Consider the following 18,494-nt stretch of genomic DNA (forward strand, 5'->3'; position numbering starts at 1 on the left):
CTTTTAATTAAAGGTGCGCCTGAGTTTTATTGTTCACATTTTTCTGAAACGATATGTTTGAAACCTTTATTAAGCGGCCCGTGCTGTCGCTTGTCATTTCCCTTATAATTACTTTACTGGGTGTGCTGGCCCTGGTTACACTGCCGGTTACCCAGTTTCCTGATATTGTGCCGCCCTCGGTAACCGTAACCGCTAATTACACAGGTGCTAATGCCGAGGTATGCGCCAAAGCTGTAGCCACCCCGCTTGAGCGGGCCATTAATGGTGTGCCCGGCATGACGTATATGTCCAGCGTGTGTAGTAACGACGGTTTGACCGTAATCCAGATCTACTTTAATGTGGGTATTGACCCGGATCAGGCTGCGGTTAACGTGCAAAACCGCGTATCCACCATTATAGATGAGTTGCCCGAAGAGGTAATAAAAGCAGGTGTTACCACCGAAAAAGAGGTGAACAGTATGCTGATGTACCTCAATGTAATGAGCGACGACAAAAATATGGATGAGAAATTCATCTACAACTTTACCGACATTAATGTATTGCAAGAGCTTAAACGTATTGATGGCGTTGGCCGTGCCGAGATTATGGGTGCTAAAGAGTACTCAATGCGTGTATGGCTTAAGCCTGATAAAATGCTGGCCTATAAAGTATCAACCGATGAGGTGATCGATGCTATCCGCGCGCAGAACGTAGAGGCCGCACCGGGTAAAACCGGACAAAGCTCTGATAAATCGCCGCAGATGCTGCAATACGTACTACGCTATCCGGGTAAATTTTTTGATCCGAAGCAGTACGAAAACATTGTTATCCGTGCTGATGAAGGCGGCGCGGTGCTGATGCTGAAAGAGGTTGCCGATGTGGAATTTGGCTCGCTTACCTACAGCATGGTATCCAATACCGATGCCCGCCCGTCAGCCTCTATCATGATCAAGCAAAGGCCGGGTTCCAACGCGCGCGATGTGATCAACAACATCAAAACCCGCATGGCTGAGTTAAAGGAAACCTCCTTTCCAACCGGCATGACGTATAATGTAAACTATGATGTATCCCGCTTTTTAGATGCATCGATACATGAAGTACTACGTACGCTTGTTGAAGCGTTTTTGTTGGTATTTGTTGTAGTCTACATCTTCCTTCAGGATTTCCGGTCAACATTGATACCAGCCCTCGCTGTACCGGTGGCCTTGATAGGTTCACTATTCTTTATGCAGATGCTGGGCTTCTCTATCAACCTGCTCACGCTGTTCGCGTTGGTGCTTGCCATTGGCATTGTGGTTGATAATGCCATTGTGGTGGTTGAGGCCGTACACGTAAAAATGACTGAGGAACATTTAAGCCCGATGGATGCCACTATCAGCGCCATGCGCGAGATCAGCGGGGCTATAGTTGCCATAACCCTCGTAATGTCGGCTGTGTTTGTGCCGGTGGCGTTCATGTCGGGGCCGGTAGGGGTGTTTTACCGGCAGTTCTCGTTAACGCTGGCTATATCTATTGTTATATCGGGTGTTAACGCGTTAACACTTACACCGGCGCTTTGTGCCCTGATGTTAAAGCATGATCATGCCCCGCGTAAAAAGAGTTTTATTCAAAAGTTCTTCTCCGGGTTTAACAAAAGGTACGATGGTTTGCAAAACCGGTATGCTAAGTGGATGAATTACCTTTCGCCACGCAAAGGATTAACGCTCATTATCCTGGCTGGCTTCTTTATCCTAACCTGGGGAACTAACGCGTTATTGCCTACTGGTTTTATTCCGACTGAGGATCAGGGTATGCTGTATGTGAACGTAACCACCCCGGCGGGTGCTACGGTTGAGCGTACGGAGCAGGTGCTGAAACAGGTTGAAGCGCAAACCAAATCTATTAAATCCATTGAGTCAGTATCAACCCTTGCAGGCTATAGTTTAGTGAATGAGATAGCCGGCGCATCTTACGGTATGGCTATGATCAGCCTTAAGCCATGGGATGAACGGGAAGAATCATTAACGGATGTGATCAGGCTATTGGAGGACAAAACGCGCAACATCAGCGATGCCTCCATACAATTCTTTCCGCCGCCAACAGTGCCGGGTTTTGGTAATGCCAGCGGTTTTGAGATACGGATGCTTGACCGCAGCGGCCGGGGTGATCTGCAAAACGCGGCTACCGTAACCCAAAAGTTTGTAAAGGCGCTTAATGACGCGCCGGAGATTATGGGCTCGTTCACCAGTTTCGACCCTAACTTTCCGCAGTACATGATCACCGTCGATCAGCAAACGGCAGCGAAAAAAGGCATCACGATAGACAAAGCCATGTCGACCCTGCAAACGCTGATGGGGAGCTATTATGCTTCAAACTTTATCCGTTTCGGGCAAATGTATAAGGTAATGGTACAGGCTTCGCCGGAGTACCGCTCAAAACCGGAGGATGTGCTAAACCTGCAGGTTAAAAATAATAAAGGCGAGATGGTACCATTTGCCACCTTTATTAAAATGGAAAAGGTTTTCGGGCCTGAGCAGTTAACGCGATATAATATGTATACCTCGGCCATGATAACCGGTGATGCCGCGCCAGGTTACAGTAGTGGCGATGCGCTGAAAGCCATCCAGCGCGTGGCTGATGAAACCCTGCCTAAAGGCTTTGAGTTTGAATGGTCGGGCATGACACGGGAGCAGGTACTCTCCGGCGACCAGGCGATATACATTTTTGCCATCTGTTTGGTGTTTGTTTACCTGCTGCTTGCCGCGCAATATGAGAGCTTTTTGCTTCCGCTGCCGGTTATCCTTTCGCTGCCTACAGGTATTTTCGGGGCCTTCTTCTTTTTGAAAATATGCGGATTAGAGAATAATATCTACGCGCAGGTTGCCTTGGTTATGCTTATCGGTTTGTTGGGTAAAAATGCTATCCTGATCGTAGAGTTCGCTATTCAGCGCCAAAAAGAAGGTTTAACCGTAGTTAAAGCCGCTATTGAAGGTGCTGTATCCAGGCTTCGCCCGATTTTGATGACTTCGCTGGCATTCATTGCCGGTTTAATACCCTTGTGTATCGCCAGCGGCGCGGGCGCTATGGGTAACCGCTCCATAGGTACGGCATCAGCAGGAGGGATGCTATTGGGTACCATATTCGGGTTGATACTTATACCCGGCCTGTATGTAATTTTTGCCTCAATGGCCAATCGTGGTAATAAAAAGAAAGACAAAATTGTACCGGCCGAAGCACCTGAACCAATAACTAATTAACATTAACAATTAATAAGATGCTTAAAAAAGCAAACAGATATATAATGCCTTTAGCTTTTGCAGCCACGTGTTTAGCGGCCTGCAAAAACTACAAGGCTACAACGGCCGAAGCCAACATTAAATTGCCCGATACATTTACGGGCAGTACTGATACGGCCAGTATTGCAAAACTGCCTGTAAAGCAGTTTTTTACTGATCAATACCTCGTCAATCTGATAGATTCGGCATTGGGTGCCAATCCGGATATTTTGACCGCCTTGCAGCGTGTTGAAGTGGCCAGGGCAAATGTGCGGTTCAATGCATCAAAATTACTACCGCAAATAAATGCTACAGCCAATGCCGGCGTTGAAAAATATGGCGACTACACCCAAAACGGCGTAGGTAACTACGACACTAATTTTTCGCCCAATATAAACGACAAGCAGCGTATACCCGACCCGGTTCCAAACTACTTCCTGGGTTTTCAAACCTCGTGGGAGGTTGACCTGTGGGGTAAGTTAAGCAGCCAGAAAAAAGCGGCTTATGCCCGTTTTTTAGCCAGCCAAAGCGGCTACAGGTTGGTGATCACCTCGTTAACAGCGCAGATAGCGCAATCCTATTACCAACTGTTAGCCTTTGATACCGAGCTCAAGATCATCAAAAAAAACATAGCGCTACAAGAAAAAGCCTTAGAGATTATCAGGATACAAAAGCTGGGCGGCCGCGCTACCGAACTGGCTGTGCAGCAGTTTAAGGCGCAGTTGCTGCGTACCAAAAGTTTGGAATACCTTACCCGCCAGCAAATCACCGAAACTGAAAATGAGCTGAATTTTTTAACAGGTAATTTTGATAAGCCAATAAACAGGGATACATCAATCAATTCATCGGCCTTACCGGCTGTACTATCAGCCGGTGTTCCAAGCCAGCTATTATTGAACAGGCCCGATGTGCAGGCGGCAGAATTAGAATTGGCCGCCATGAATGCAGATATCAAGACCGCCCGTCGCAGCTTTTTGCCATCATTAACGCTTACACCCTATGTAGGATATAATGCGTTTAAGTCATCGTTATTATTTGATCCCGGCAGTTTAACCTGGGGTGTTTTGGGCGGACTAACCGCGCCAATATTTAACCGCAAAGCACTAAAGGCCGACCTGCAAAGAACCATAGCTGAAAGTAAGGTTGCCGTTTACAATTATCAAAAGACCATATTAGCCGGTTTTCAGGAAGTTAGTAACGGGTTGAACGGCATCGATAACTATAACAAGTTTTACCAACTAAAGCAGGATGAACTAAAATCTCTGAATAACGCGCTTTCGGTAGCGAATGATCTGTACCTGGTTGGCCGTGCTAATTACCTCGAAATTATTACCGCGCAGCAAAGTGTACTTAATGCCGAGCTTGACCTGGCAAATACTAAGCGTAACATTTATTTAAGCGCCGTTGGCCTGTATAAGGCAGTAGGCGGAGGCTGGCGCTAAAAAGTCATGTCCTTAAATCTTATAAGTTAGTTACAGGAGTTTTATCGAAATCCTTGCCTTCAAGGATTTCGATTTCCTGGTTATGTTCATCAAATACCTCCGATTGCCTCAAATTTAGGTAACCGAATGATTCATTTTTGTTAGTCTGAAACGAGCGCTTTTGACGTAAAAAAGCGCCTAAATCATTGATTTAAGCGCTTTTGGTGGGTTTTGATATCCTTTTAGCGGAATGGACGGGTCCGTTGATTTTTCCGCAATGGCTTTATTATCAATACTTGATCTTTCTGAAAATTAAAAGGTAAGCAATTAGTTAACCTAATAATTTGATCTGTTTTGATTGAGTTTGAAAAAACTAAATCAGATATAACCATTAAAAACTGCGTTTACTAATACTATCTTATCACCAATATTTTCATAATGCTATGATGAATCCAAAAGCACTTTTTGGCATTGAGTCTTAGTGGCCCATCTTGGTGGATATTGAATCGGCGGTTTATCGCCTTGAGCTTTCTGTCGCGGTATAATAACTTTTACAACTTCTTCAGGTCACAATGATCTTATGTAATTGTGCCACCGGCTCTTTTGACTCCGATAGATTTAGCCTGAATTCTTACTTCTTGTGCATAGAAAAAGCAACTTCAATTTGTTCAACTTATAATACTTCCTGTGCTCCAGCTTCGTGAAAAAATATTGTTTTTGATGATTTTTGTGTTTATTTTATCTTTTAAATGCTGTAGTGTTTGTCATTTTGCTAAGGCAAAAGATGCAATGACTATACCGCCTAAAAAGCCGTTGATAGATGTCAACGGCTTTTTAATAGATTATATAATCAATAATTGCAATCTTTCAAATAACTCAATCAAAGCGTAAAAGCTTTAATTATGTATGATTATTAAGTTAAGCATGAACACTGGACTTGTTTGAAAGGAGGCTACTAAATACGCAACGATTTGTTCAAAGGATATGCTCAGCTAAAGATATAGCATTGATAAATCTGATTAATTTATTCAAACATCATAGTCTATTGTATGCATTTTATTAATCGTCTTAACAAATTAACGAGGTTGAGAACGAGTTATATTTGAATTTTGGTTATAAATTCATTATTTCTTAGCAGGCATTAAACGCAATAGCACCACATCACGTGAGGGAATCAAGCGCTTAAACGGTTTTTTGGTCGAGGCCGGTTTACCGGTTTTCCAAAGGTCGGTTATAGCATAGGTTGTACTTTTAGCATTTAAAACCAATTTTGATACAGAATCGGTGATAACCTCCTTTTGCCAGTCAAACGACACTTCTTTTGCAGAAGCATTGCGGTTAAGAAAGCAAACAGCCCATCCGCCGCCTTTAAGTGGCTTCAACCAAGTTTCCACGCTATCTTTAACGCTGTACCGATAACCCTGAACACCCAGTGAGTCCTGGTCAATCGCAATCACCTCTCTCCTGGTAAGTACGGCTTTTGTTTCTTCGTTCATGTTACGAAGATCATTCCCCGCGATCAACGGTGCTGCAATCATGCACCACATTGAAAAGTGAGCGCGTGCTTCATTCACCGGCATCCCGTTGCCAACTTCCAGCATATCCGGATCGTTCCAATGGCCCGGGCCGGCATATTGGCGCAAACCATCCTGTTTCTCCAGTATCTGCATCACACCCCATGATTTCCAGGTACCATGATCTTCAATACAATCAAAACAGTTGTAAATATCACCTGTTGTGCGCCACAAATGTCCAATATTTTTAGCCCAGGTCCAGGGTTTGCTGCTGCCCCATTCACAAATGCTCAGCACTATGGGCCGGCCGGCTTTTTTTAATGCTGCCGCGATGGTTTTGTATGCACCCTCTGCCTGAAGGCCTTCAGTGTTGCACCAATCATATTTCAGGTAATCTACACCCCATTTGGCGTAGGTTTGGGCATCCTGAAATTCGTAGCCCCGGCTACCCGGGCGACCGCCGCATGTTTGCGAGCCAGCATCAGAGTAAATGCCCAACTTTAAACCTTTTGAGTGTATGTAATCGGCCAGCGCCTTCATGCCCGACGGAAACCTCTTTTTGTCAGGATGAATAAATCCAAGGCTATCACGGTCGCCATGCCAGCAGTCGTCAATATTAATGTAAACATATCCTGCATCCCTCATGCCCGAAGAAACCAGCGCATCTGCTATCTTTCGGATCAATTCCTCATCCACATTACAGGCAAACTTGTTCCAGCTATTCCAGCCCATAGGTGGCGTAAGCGCCAGGCCCTGATATTTAGTATAATCCTGAACATAATTATTGCCCTGACCCACAGAAATGCCCGTGCCGGCAATTACAAATAAGATAATAGTTAGAAGTTTTTTCATAGGTTAAATTGATATGGAGTATTCAATTTTTATAAATGGTTACGATTGCAAAAATATAAGCTATTATATAACATAATGTTTAAAAGAAGGGATAAAAATGTTTTAAAGGTGAATGGACATTTGCAACCCTATTTTTAGCTATGCCATACTTTTTCTATCTCAATATTTGTTTGTTATAAACCAATATAATCCGATGAAGAAATTTTACTTATTAAATTTTGCGCTGGCTTTGCTATGCACTTTTACAGCCTGTAAGAAAGAGAAGAAGAGTGAAACGGTAGAGCCGCCGAAGATTGTTAAAGCGGAACAGAAATTCAACATCAGCCCTGCGCCCAGCAACCCCAATGCTGATACAGAAACTAAAGCCCTTTACAGCTGGCTGGTAAGCCAGTTTGGTAAAAAAATGATCTCCGGTAGTACCGCCGAGGAGCCGCATTTTGGCTATCCTAAATTAATGACAGGAAAAACCCCTTTGCTTCGTGGGTGGGATATGCAGCCTTACAGTCCAAGGTACGCTTACGTGTGGGACAACGGCTGCGGCTGCCATACATTTGGCCCTGTATCCAACAGCCCTAACACACCTGATGCTATAACCTGGTATAACAGTAATAACAAAAAGCCAATTATAGCTTTTACGTGGCATTGGCATTCGCCAATGGGGGGTGTAGCAGGTACCAATACCTTTTATACCGCAGAGACAAATTTCGATGCCAGTAAAGCAGTAACCGAGGGTACGCAAGAGTATACAGCAACCATACGCGATATTGACGCGATTGCCGAACAGTTAAAAAAATTGAATGATGCCGATGTACCGGTACTTTGGCGCCCGTTGCATGAGGCAAGTGGTACCTGGTTTTGGTGGAGCGCAAAGGGGGCAACGGTTTATAAAAAATTATGGAATATTTTGTATGATAGGTTAACCAATTATCACCACCTTAACAACCTGCTATGGGTTTGGAATGGCGATAGTGCAGAATGGTACGTAGGCGACGATAAATGCGATGTTGTAAGCACGGATACCTATCGGCCTAATTTTGATTATGGTACCTTAAAGTCAGAATTTGATAAAGTTTATAAAGCAAGTAACGGTACAAAAATAATAGGCTTAAGCGAGATTTCGGTTATTCCTGATCCTGACAACGCGCTGAGCCAGGGAGCACCATGGTCGTTTTTTATGACGTGGCATGAGGCTGTTACAAACGGGCATTCAGAAGATTATCTTAAAGCAGCCTACAACAATCCTAAAGTAATTACACTGGAAAGCTATACTAATTAAAAGTGCCATTAATCCCGATATTAGCATAGAAAATGCCTGTTAACGAATGGTGACAGGCATTTGCTCGTTATCATTATAATAGGTAATTTAACCAAAAGTACGTAGTAAAGCATGTCAACCTGCTTACATTTACCATACTTTATATTATAAACCAAAGTAATGTTTTGCCATGGCAGATCAAATTGATGATGATCATATTAGTGCGGTTGAACGGGAGCAAACCCATTATGCAACCAAAAGGCCTACACTATTAATTGTTGAAGACAGTGACGATTTTCGGTACTTTTTAAAAGACAGCCTTTTGGATGAATACAATATTGTAGAAGCCGTAAACGGAAAGGATGGATGGCAAAAGGCATTGTTTTGCCATCCTAATTTGATTATCAGTGATATTGCCATGCCCGTTATGGACGGAATAGCGCTTTGCAATAAAGTAAAGAACGATTCGCGTACATTTCATATACCAATGATACTGTTAACTGCCGCCAATACCGAAGAAAGTGAAATAAACGGACTTGGCTCAGGTGCTATTGATTACATAACCAAGCCATTCCGATTGCCTGCGCTGCAAAGAAAGATCCGGAATATTATTAAACAGCAGGAAGCTTTTCGCCAAACCTATCAAAAAGTAGTAGAGATCAAACCCTCACAGGTCGACGTTCAGACACCGGATGAAGAATTTTTACAGCAGGTTATTCTAACCATTGAACAAAATATATCTAACACTAACTTTTCGGTAGCTGAACTGAGCGCTTCATTGTTAATTAGTCGTTCAACACTTTATAACCGTATACTTGAGCTTACCGGCAAGGCACCTTTAGATTTTATAAAGTCGTTTCGCTTAAAGCGTGGAAGCCAGTTGATAGACAAGCGTGGCTTTACCATTTCGCAGGTTTGTTACAAGGTTGGCTTTAAGTCACCAAAAACATTTGTAAAGGCGTTTAAGTCTGAGTTTGGTGTCATCCCTTCCAAGTTTAATCAGGATGCCTGACCAATAAAAATTCAGATGTAATTTATGTTTAAGCGTTTTTACGTTTCAGTAATTCTTTTATTGATAGCCTGCCGGGTATTCAGCCAGGCAAACTATCAGTTTTTACATTTGGATATTACGGATGGACTATCAGAGAACGAGATTAACGCGGTGTTTAAAGACGCTAAGGGTTTTATATGGATAGGTACCCCAACCGGCCTTAACCGGTTTGACGGACGGCAGATCAGGGTGTACAAACATGATGCAAGGGACAGCACATCCTTGCTTGATGATTATGTGGAAGGGGTTACAGCCGGGCCCAATAATACGATGTTGGTAGAAACCCGGTCGGGCTTTGTAAGCTATAACCCGGTTACTGATAGTTTTGAAAAGTGGGCCACCCGTAAGTGGCGTGACTATGGTTTACCCCAAGGAAGATTATTAGCTACTAAGGCCTTCGGCAATATCTTTCTGTTTTATTATGAAGGCAAAGGGTTGTTCTTGTATGATCAGCTACTTAAAAAATCAATGATTATGGATGCTCGCGGTATTTTAACCTCGTTGCATTCTAACCAGATCAGTGATTTTGCTATGGATCGAAGCGGGAATGTGTGGGTGATTTTTGAGGATGGCATTATCGACAAGTTTAATTTGAAGCTTAAGCAGGTAATTAAAAGATACAACTATGTTGCCAAGATCAGTAAAGCGCCCAAGAGCGCTTATTTTCGCCTGCTGATTGATAATGACGGTGATTTGTTTTTTTATAACCCGCAAAGTCCGTTTGGTGTTATCCAATTTGAGCCTGTTACCGGCAAGTTTACCCGCTATACACAAAAAACGGATGACTTAGGCTTAAATGCCGATATTGTAACAGACATTGCCTCAAACGGTAAGGGAGGGATTTGGTTAGGTACCGAGCGTGGGGGAATCAATATCCTGAACAAGGCAACAAAAAAATTCACATACTTAAAAGCCGGTGAAGGTGATAGCCGCGGTTTACAACAAAATAGTATAAACATATTATATGTAGACCCAAGCGGAATTGTTTGGGTTGGAACATACAAACGGGGGCTCAATTTTTATCATCCTAAAATATTCAAGTTTTCTCTCATCAGGTTTGTATCAAAACAATTCAACCTCGAAGAAAATGACATTAACGCTTTTGCAGAAGAAAAAGACGGCACAATATGGATTGGAACAAACGGTGCCGGTTTAATTAAATATGACAAGCATCACGGAAAGATCAGGCATTATTTAAATAACTCTCAGGACGAAACGTCTATCAGCAGTAACATAATTACCAACCTGGTGATAGATCATACCGGCAGGCTTTGGGTTGGTACTTATTTCGGTGGATTGTGTTATGTTAATGGCGATAAATTTGTTCGCATAAGGCATGATGCCAACAAGCCAGCCTCGCTTTCTGATGACAGGATATCAGCAATGTTTGAGGATTCAAAAAAACAACTATGGGTAGGAACATCAGGTGGTGGTGTTGAAATCATTGATGTTGTAACCAAAAAGCTCAATCACCTGGCCAATTTTCGGGCAGGAACACCATCTTCTTTATACATAACGGCGATAGCAGAAGACTCATTAAAGAATATCTGGATAGGTACAGCATGGGGATTGGCAAAGTACGACCGCTGTTTGCGTAAAATTACAGAACAGTTTTCAAAGGAGGGTGTAGAAAACTCCTTGATTAGTAATGAGATCAGTGCCTTGATAACGGACAAATCGGGGCTGTTATGGATTGGTACGCGGAAAGGGATCAGTATTTTAAATACAAGCAACGGCAACTTTACCAACCTGTACAAAGAGAAGGGTTTACCTGAAAACAACATATTAACACTTGTAGAAGATGATCATAGTGATATATGGTTTGGATCCCGAAGCGGGCTTATTAAAATTGGTGTTGTACGCAAGGGTAGTAAACTTATGTTTGCCTATAACCGGTATGATGAAAGTGATGGATTGCAAAGCCGGCGTTTTAATGTAGGTGCCGCGGCGAAATTACGAAACGGCGAATTACTGTTCGGCGGGCCAAGCGGATTCAATATATTCAATCCCAAAAATATTCGTCCGTTTCACTATCCTGCAACTATCATTCTCACTGATCTTGAAATGCTGAACCATAGCATCCGGGTGGGTGAAAAAGTGCTCGGTAGCGTGATACTCCAACGGTCAATAACTGATCAAAACGAGCTGAACCTAAAATACAATCAAAACTCGTTTTCATTGGAAGTTGGCTTGCCCGATTACTTCAACTCTAATAACACTTACCTCCAATACCGGTTAAATGGCTTTGATAAACATTGGCAAAATCTTGATAACAAGGTACGCAAGGCAAGGTATACCAACCTTGACCCAGGTAACTATGTTTTTCAGGTAACAGCCTATTATGGTGATAAATCAACCCCTGTTAGCCATTACCAGTTAAAAATTAGCATTGCGCCGCCGCTTTGGAAAACCGGATTTGCGTATTTTACCTACGCACTTATATTCTGTTCTGCATTTTACCTTATTCGGCGGCGGGGGATACGTAAATTAAAAAGAGAATTTGCCGTTGAGAAGGAGTTGCTCAGAAAAGAGCAGGAGCGCCAGCAGGAACGGAATGAGGAAGAAAGATTGCGGGAACTTGACCGTTTGAAAATTAAGTTTCTGACCAATTTAAGCCATGAATTCCGTACTCCTATATCGCTTATCATGGGTCCGGCGGAAGCAATCAGTGCCCGTATAAAAGACGAAAGAAATTCAGAACAGTTAAATTTAATAAAGCGTAATGCCAAAAGGTTAATGAATTTGGTAAACCAGTTACTGGATTTTAGGCAGATGGAAGAGAAGGAATTAAAACTCTATGCCGAAGAGGGGGAACTGATCTCGTTTATCCAGGACGTATCAGACTCATTTACTGATCTTGCCAACAGGAAAAAGATCTCATTTACCTTTCATTCAGATATAGCCGAGTTGCATACCTATTTTGATCATGACAAACTGGAACGCATACTCTTTAACTTGCTGAGTAATGCTTTCAAGTTCACGCCCGGATTGGGTAGCATTAATATTGAAGTATTCAGGCTGGCAGCATCATTTTCTGAAAAGCAAACTATTGCTATAAAATTACATGACACCGGTATTGGAATTGCTGAAGATCAGCAAGCAAATATTTTTGACAGGTTCTTCCAGGCGGATGCTGATCCGCTTATATTAAACCAGGGTAATGGTATAGGCTTGTCTATTACCCGGGAATTTGCCCGTTTACACGGTGGTGAGATTAGTGTGGCGAGTAAGCCAGGAGAGGGGGCTACTTTTACAGTTACCATACCATTTAAAATTATAGATATAGTTGAAAATAGTATTGACACAAATTGGGCTGCAAACAACATAACGCAGCCTGATAAGGCAAAAACAACGGATCAGTTACATGTGCTGACAGACCGGCCGGCAGGGGACCTGCCCAAACCAATGCTGCAATTAAGTGATGAAAACTTGATTAATGCGGTTGCCGGTTATATAGAAGATAATATGCAAAAACCATCTCTGTCAGTTAACGACCTAAGTCAGCATATGGGCATGAGTATAGAATCTTTTCACAAGCGTATGCTGGCAGTTACCGGACAGGCACCTGTTGAATACCTTTTGAATTTTAAACTTGAAAAAGCCGCCAGACTGCTTGAGTGGAGTAAGCTGTCAGTTTCCGAAGTTAGTAACGCAACTGGCTTTACTACACCATCCTATTTTGCCAAAATATTCAAATCAAAATTTGGTATTTCACCAACAGACTATGCGAAATCAAAGCGCCCGAATATTGGTCGTTAATTTCCCGGTAATTTGCGCGTAAGCTATTAATTGTTTTAGCAACAACCTTGATTGGATAATTACTTTCAGCGTATTGCTGGTTAATACCTTAAAATTTAATCGACTTTTCACCTGATATATAGCATATATCATCAGTATGTTATCAAAAATGTTCGCTGCGGAACATTTGACACCCTATTTCTGGAGAAATGCATCTGAGTGACCCGATACATTTGTATCTAAATAATAGCCGGTTACCAATAAGATCATTAATGATCCGATCCGCACAGAGGTGAGGTACTGCTGCCATTATAAACTGAATTATAAACCCAATTTCTGAATATGATTAAATATGTACTCTCTGTACAGTTGTGCCTTTTTTGTGCCTGTATAATGTCTCCAATTGATTTCTTACTGCTGCTTTATCGTAATGATTGACCGATACCATGCCATGTCTGCAAATGCTAACACGATTTTATGTAGACGGATTATATCGTATTAACTGCTTGACTAATAACAAACTAAGTATAAACCACAAATTATGAATCAATTTTACAAGCTTATCAAATTATGAGAATCAGATCAAAAGAAAGAAAAATGTTAGCCGTCTTTTGGATGGTCTCCCTGCTATGTATAAGTTTTACCGGTTTTGCACAAGTTGCAGGTATTACCGGAAAGGTAATAGGTGCTGATGACCGCCTTGGTATTCCGGGGGCTTCTGTAACTGTTAAGGGTACTGCTACTTCTACTGCAACTGATGCTAACGGTAATTTCACTATTCGCGCTAAAGTGGGCGATGTATTAGTTTTTACCAGTATTGGTTATGTGCCCGCTGAAAGTAAGGTAGCCGGTACTGGCCCGGTTAGTATAACGCTGGCAACATCGAGAAGCAACTTAAATGAAGTTGTTGTAATAGGTTATGGTACCCAAAAACGTAAAGACCTTACCGGTTCCATTGCTTCTATTTCGTCAAAAGAACTTGCTACCGCCCAGGCAACAACCTTTGATCAGGCTCTTCAGGGCCGGGTAGCCGGGGTAATGGTGCAAAGCGCATCCGGTCAGCCGGGTGGTGCTGCCAGTGTAACCATCCGCGGTTTAGGAACTCTTTTGGCAAATAAAGATCCTCTTTATGTAATTGACGGGGTTATTATTCCGCCAAATTTCAATTCATCAACCGGGGGTGTGTATTTAGGTAACAATCAGCTTAATACCAATCCGCTATCAACCATCAGCCCTGCAGATATTGCTTCAATAGATGTGTTGAAAGATGCATCGGCAATTGCCATATACGGGTCGCAGGGAAGCGCGGGTGTTGTGGTAATTACTACCAAGCGCGGCAAAGCAGGCGCGCCACGTATTAACTTTGATGGTTATTATGGTACACAACGGGTATACAAGCAGATACCAATGCTTAATCTGCGCGAATATGCCGAATTTGTAAACACCAGAACCGCCATACAAGGTGGCGAACCGAGGGCGGATTTTGTTAATCCGCAATATTTGGGTGAGGGATCAAACTGGCAAAAAGAATTATTTAAGTCTGCCGCTACTTATACCGGAAACCTTTCTATCAGTGGTGGTGATGAGCGCACACAGTATCTGATCGGTGGTAACTACTTTAACCAGGATGGTTTGATCGTAGGGTCGGATTTTAAGAGGCAATCATTCAAGTTAAACCTGGATAACCAAACAACCAGGTGGCTTAAAATTGGCAATAGCCTTACCATTTCAAATGTTAAAGAGAATGTTAACAGCTCACAGTATAATGTTGTTGGCTCAGCGCTTGGCCTTACGCCAGATATTGCTATTCAGAACCCTGATGGTAGCATAACCTTCCCGCCTGATTTTGTTGGTAATTACAATCCTAACCCAATTGCCGCTGCATCATTAAATACAAACACGCTCGGCCGTACACAAATTTTTGGAAATTTATATGCTGAAGTAAAAATTCTTGAAGGCCTTACACTGCGAAACGAATATTCATTAAATATGGATTATGGTAATGTTGACCAGTTTACACCTTCATTATTAATCAATACATCTAAAACACAAAGTCGTTCTTTTGTTCAGGCAACAAATAACAAAAGCTATACTTTCAGAAACTTTCTGACCTATGATCGTACGGTATTTAGTGATCTGAACTTAAACCTGCTGTTGGGGCATGAGGCGAGCACCGGAAAATACACTTACCTTTCAGGCTCGAGGACTGGCTTTGTGGCCAATAATCCTCAGGGGCTAAGTTTGGGTGATGCAAAAACGGCAACAAACGGAGGTGGTTACAGCGACTACGCCAATGAAGCTTATTTCAGCCGCCTTAATTTAAATTACCGGGGCAAATATCTCCTGACCGCCAACGTACGTAATGACGGAAATTCAAACTTTGCCCCCGGTAACCGTTGGGTGGTTACATACGGCTTTGCCGGTGCCTGGGACATTGCGAAAGAGAATTTTCTTTTGAATAACAAGATCATTGATCAGGCTAAATTGAGGTTAGGTTATGGCCTTACCAACAATGCAAACATTCCAGGATACTCTTATGGTGCCGCAGTAAGCCTGCAAACAGTGGGCCTTGGCCAGGGCGCCCGGGTAACTAACATTGCCAATCCGGATGTTAAATGGGAAACAACAAAAGGTTACAACATTGGTGTCGACCTCGGTTTTCTTAAAAACCGTATCCAGTTAACTGCTGATGCTTATTACCGCAAAACACAAAACCTGTTAATGGTTGCTCCGCTGCCTTTGTACGCAGGTATTACCGGTACGGGTCAGTTGAATGCACCAACGGTAAATATCGGGTCTATAGAAAACAAGGGGTTGGAATTTGCGCTGAACACTAAAAACATTCTGCAGAAAGATTTTACTTGGTCGTCTACCATAACAGCCACTATTGGGAATACTAAAATCTTATCGCTGAACGATATGAATGCTTACCTAACCGGTATTATTGATAACGGCCAGATATCGGTAACACGTACTGCGGTAAATGGTGGAATAGGTTCATTTTTTGGCTACATCTCAGAGGGCGTTTACAGAGACGGGGCGGATCTGACAAATTCACCTAAACCCGCTAATCAAACTATCGATCCAAGAAACGGTGTTTGGGTAGGTGATACCAAGTTAAAAGATTTAAATAAGGACGGTGTAATTGATCAGAATGACCAGACATATCTCGGCTCGCCGATACCTAAAATGCAGTATGGTTTTAATAACAATTTTACCTACAAAAATTTTGATCTAACCATATTCTTTAACGGTAACTACGGTAACAAGATATTGAACTATGAGAAAGTGAAACATCAGGACCCTAATGGTGGCACACATTATTTTACCAGTACATTGGATTATGCGAAGCTTGCGTTGGTTGACCCTAACGGATCTGCCACTGATGCAAATAATATTTATGTTACCAATCCCGGAACACTTATTCCGGCCATCAGGATTGCCGGCAACCCCGCAACCAATACATCCCTGTCAAACAGGTTTATTGAGGATGGCTCATACCTGAGGTTGAAAAATATTAACCTGGGCTATAAATTGCCACAAAACCTGCTTACAAAATACAAAATCAGCTCATTGCGTGTATTCGCAAGCTGTACTAACCTGTTTACAATTACCAACTACAGCGGTTTCGATCCCGAAATTGGCAGTGCGTTGCCAAGCAGCAACGGTACCAACTCATTAACTACAGGTATTGACTGGGGGCACTATCCCGCACCGCGTATCTACACTTTTGGATTTAACCTTGGATTGTAACGAGCACTACAAAAATCAAAGTAATGAAACTAACTAAAAAGCTTTTAATAACCACATCGCTTGCAGCCGCTGCAATTTTTACCGGCTGTAATAAAGATTTTTTAAATAAGGGAATTCCGCAGGATCAACTTACCATCAATACATTTTATCAAACTGCCGAGGAATTGCAAATGGTTACCAGCTACCTGTACGGGCAGCCCTGGTTTGACTATAACTGGCCATTCAGTTACCAGATAAGTGAAGTGCAATCAGCTAATGCGGTTACCTACACCTGGAACCAAAATGCTACAGCTTTTTTGAACTTTGCAACGCCTGCAAATAGTTCTGACACTAAATATGGTTGGTCGTCACTATTTAACGTGGTTGCACATTGTAACACCACCATCATCAACGTAACAGAAAAAACACCGGAAACATTAGCTGCTGCTAAAATGACTGCCCTGGGCGAGGCACACTTCATCCGTGCAATGGCCTACTTTCAACTTGTACAGATATTTGGCCCTGTGCCTATCATAGAAGACAATAATAAAATTGCCGCTGACCCAAATGTCAAAACAAACATTGTAAAAGACGTTTACCGTTTTATCATCACAGATTTGAACAATGCTGTTCGTTTGTTGCCTTTAACAAATACCAAGGGCCATGTTAACCGTTGGGGGGCAAAGGGGCTGCTGTCAAAAGTATATCTTACCAATGCCGGCATTAACGGAAACCGTGAACAGGCAAGTTTGGACAGCGCCCGAAAATATGCGCTGGATGTTGCTGCAAACAGCGGTTATGCATTAGCGCAAAATTATTCAGATATATTTTTGAGCAAGAACAACAATGCGCTTCCGGAGCAAATGTTCGGGCTACAGTGGTCGGTTGATGCGGGTTCACCTTATGGTAATAACGATCAGCGTCAGACCCAGATTGAGGGCGACGCCGCTATTGATGATGTAGGCGGCGGCGGCTGGGGCGGATTTCGTGTGAGTGCTGATCTGGCAAAGCTTTTTTCAGATTCAGATTTACGACGTAAAGCAACCTTTATGAGGGCGGGCGATATCTATCCCGAACTTATTACGGCGAATAACCCTAACGGCTACGCAATGACCGATACATCAGCATTATTTATTAAAAAATATGTTATCGGAGGGCCGCTGGCAAACGGTGGGGCAAACATAAGGCCGCAGTTTGGTAATATTCCTACCTATTTGTTACGCCTTTCAGATGTTTACCTGGTGTTAGCAGAAGCTACGCTCGGCTCGGCCGCAAGTACCGCTGATGCAGAAGCATTGCTGTATTTTAATAAGGTACGTACCCGTGCAGGTTTACCAACTGTTTCAACATTGAATTTTCAAACAATTTTTAATGAGCGAAGGCTGGAACTTGCAGGCGAAAACCAATTTTGGTTTGATATTAAACGCTGGCATGACTGGGACGCGGCAGGCGCAACAGCTTTTGTAAAGGGGCAGCACCGTAATATGGCTTCATTCTTTCCGGACCGTGGTACTTATTATGAAACTACACAGCCTGATCAGGGTCAGTTAACCATAGTTACCGGTATTAGTCCGCAAAGTTGGACACTTGGATATCCGGCAGCCGATTTGACAAGTAATCCCAACTTGTCGCAGCCACCTGTACCATATTATTAAACAGAACAAGCACTAACAGAAAATTATTGATATAATATTTCAA

8 protein-coding genes are annotated in these 18,494 nt (G+C 42.7%); 7 read left to right on the forward strand and 1 reads right to left on the reverse strand.

The features are described from left to right. The first annotated feature begins 53 nt into the window (after positions 1 to 53). Positions 54 to 3,215, forward strand: coding sequence for an efflux RND transporter permease subunit (locus tag LJ707_RS06495; protein ID WP_228949999.1), 3,162 nt, complete (start codon positions 54 to 56; stop codon positions 3,213 to 3,215). Positions 3,216 to 3,259: 44 nt separating this feature from the next. After that, positions 3,260 to 4,675: a TolC family protein gene (locus tag LJ707_RS06500; RefSeq protein ID WP_228950000.1), complete on the forward strand. Its 1,416-nt coding sequence runs from the start codon at positions 3,260 to 3,262 to the stop codon at positions 4,673 to 4,675. Between the two features lie 1,103 nt (positions 4,676 to 5,778). Here LJ707_RS06500 and LJ707_RS06505 read toward each other — a convergent pair. Continuing rightward, positions 5,779 to 7,020 carry a glycoside hydrolase family 27 protein gene (locus LJ707_RS06505; protein WP_228950001.1) on the reverse strand — a complete coding sequence of 414 codons (1,242 nt, stop codon included), beginning with the start codon at positions 7,018 to 7,020 and terminating at the stop codon, positions 5,779 to 5,781. A 193-nt stretch (positions 7,021 to 7,213) separates the two neighbouring features. Here LJ707_RS06505 and LJ707_RS06510 point away from each other — a divergent pair, with 193 nt between their 5' ends. The 5 genes from LJ707_RS06510 (at position 7,214) to LJ707_RS06530 (ending at position 18,451) form a co-directional block, all read left to right on the forward strand. Beyond that, the gene (locus LJ707_RS06510) at positions 7,214 to 8,296 is read left to right on the forward strand and encodes a glycosyl hydrolase (RefSeq protein WP_228950002.1); all 1,083 of its coding nucleotides are present in this window, start codon (positions 7,214 to 7,216) and stop codon (positions 8,294 to 8,296) included. A 169-nt stretch (positions 8,297 to 8,465) separates the two neighbouring features. Beyond that, positions 8,466 to 9,287: a DNA-binding response regulator gene (locus LJ707_RS06515; protein ID WP_228950003.1), complete on the forward strand. Its 822-nt coding sequence runs from the start codon at positions 8,466 to 8,468 to the stop codon at positions 9,285 to 9,287. A gap of 24 nt (positions 9,288 to 9,311) precedes the next feature. Then, positions 9,312 to 13,085, forward strand: a complete 3,774-nt coding sequence (locus LJ707_RS06520; protein ID WP_228950004.1) for a two-component regulator propeller domain-containing protein — start codon at positions 9,312 to 9,314, stop codon at positions 13,083 to 13,085. A gap of 549 nt (positions 13,086 to 13,634) precedes the next feature. Beyond that, positions 13,635 to 16,817 carry a TonB-dependent receptor gene (locus tag LJ707_RS06525; protein ID WP_228950005.1) on the forward strand — a complete coding sequence of 1,061 codons (3,183 nt, stop codon included), beginning with the start codon at positions 13,635 to 13,637 and terminating at the stop codon, positions 16,815 to 16,817. A gap of 23 nt (positions 16,818 to 16,840) precedes the next feature. After that, complete coding sequence (locus tag LJ707_RS06530) at positions 16,841 to 18,451, forward strand: RagB/SusD family nutrient uptake outer membrane protein (protein WP_228950006.1); 1,611 nt, start codon at positions 16,841 to 16,843, stop codon at positions 18,449 to 18,451. Positions 18,452 to 18,494: the final 43 nt, after the last annotated feature.

Origin of the sequence: Mucilaginibacter sp. UR6-1 (assembly GCF_020880975.1) — a bacterium.
Lineage (GTDB): Bacteria > Bacteroidota > Bacteroidia > Sphingobacteriales > Sphingobacteriaceae > Mucilaginibacter.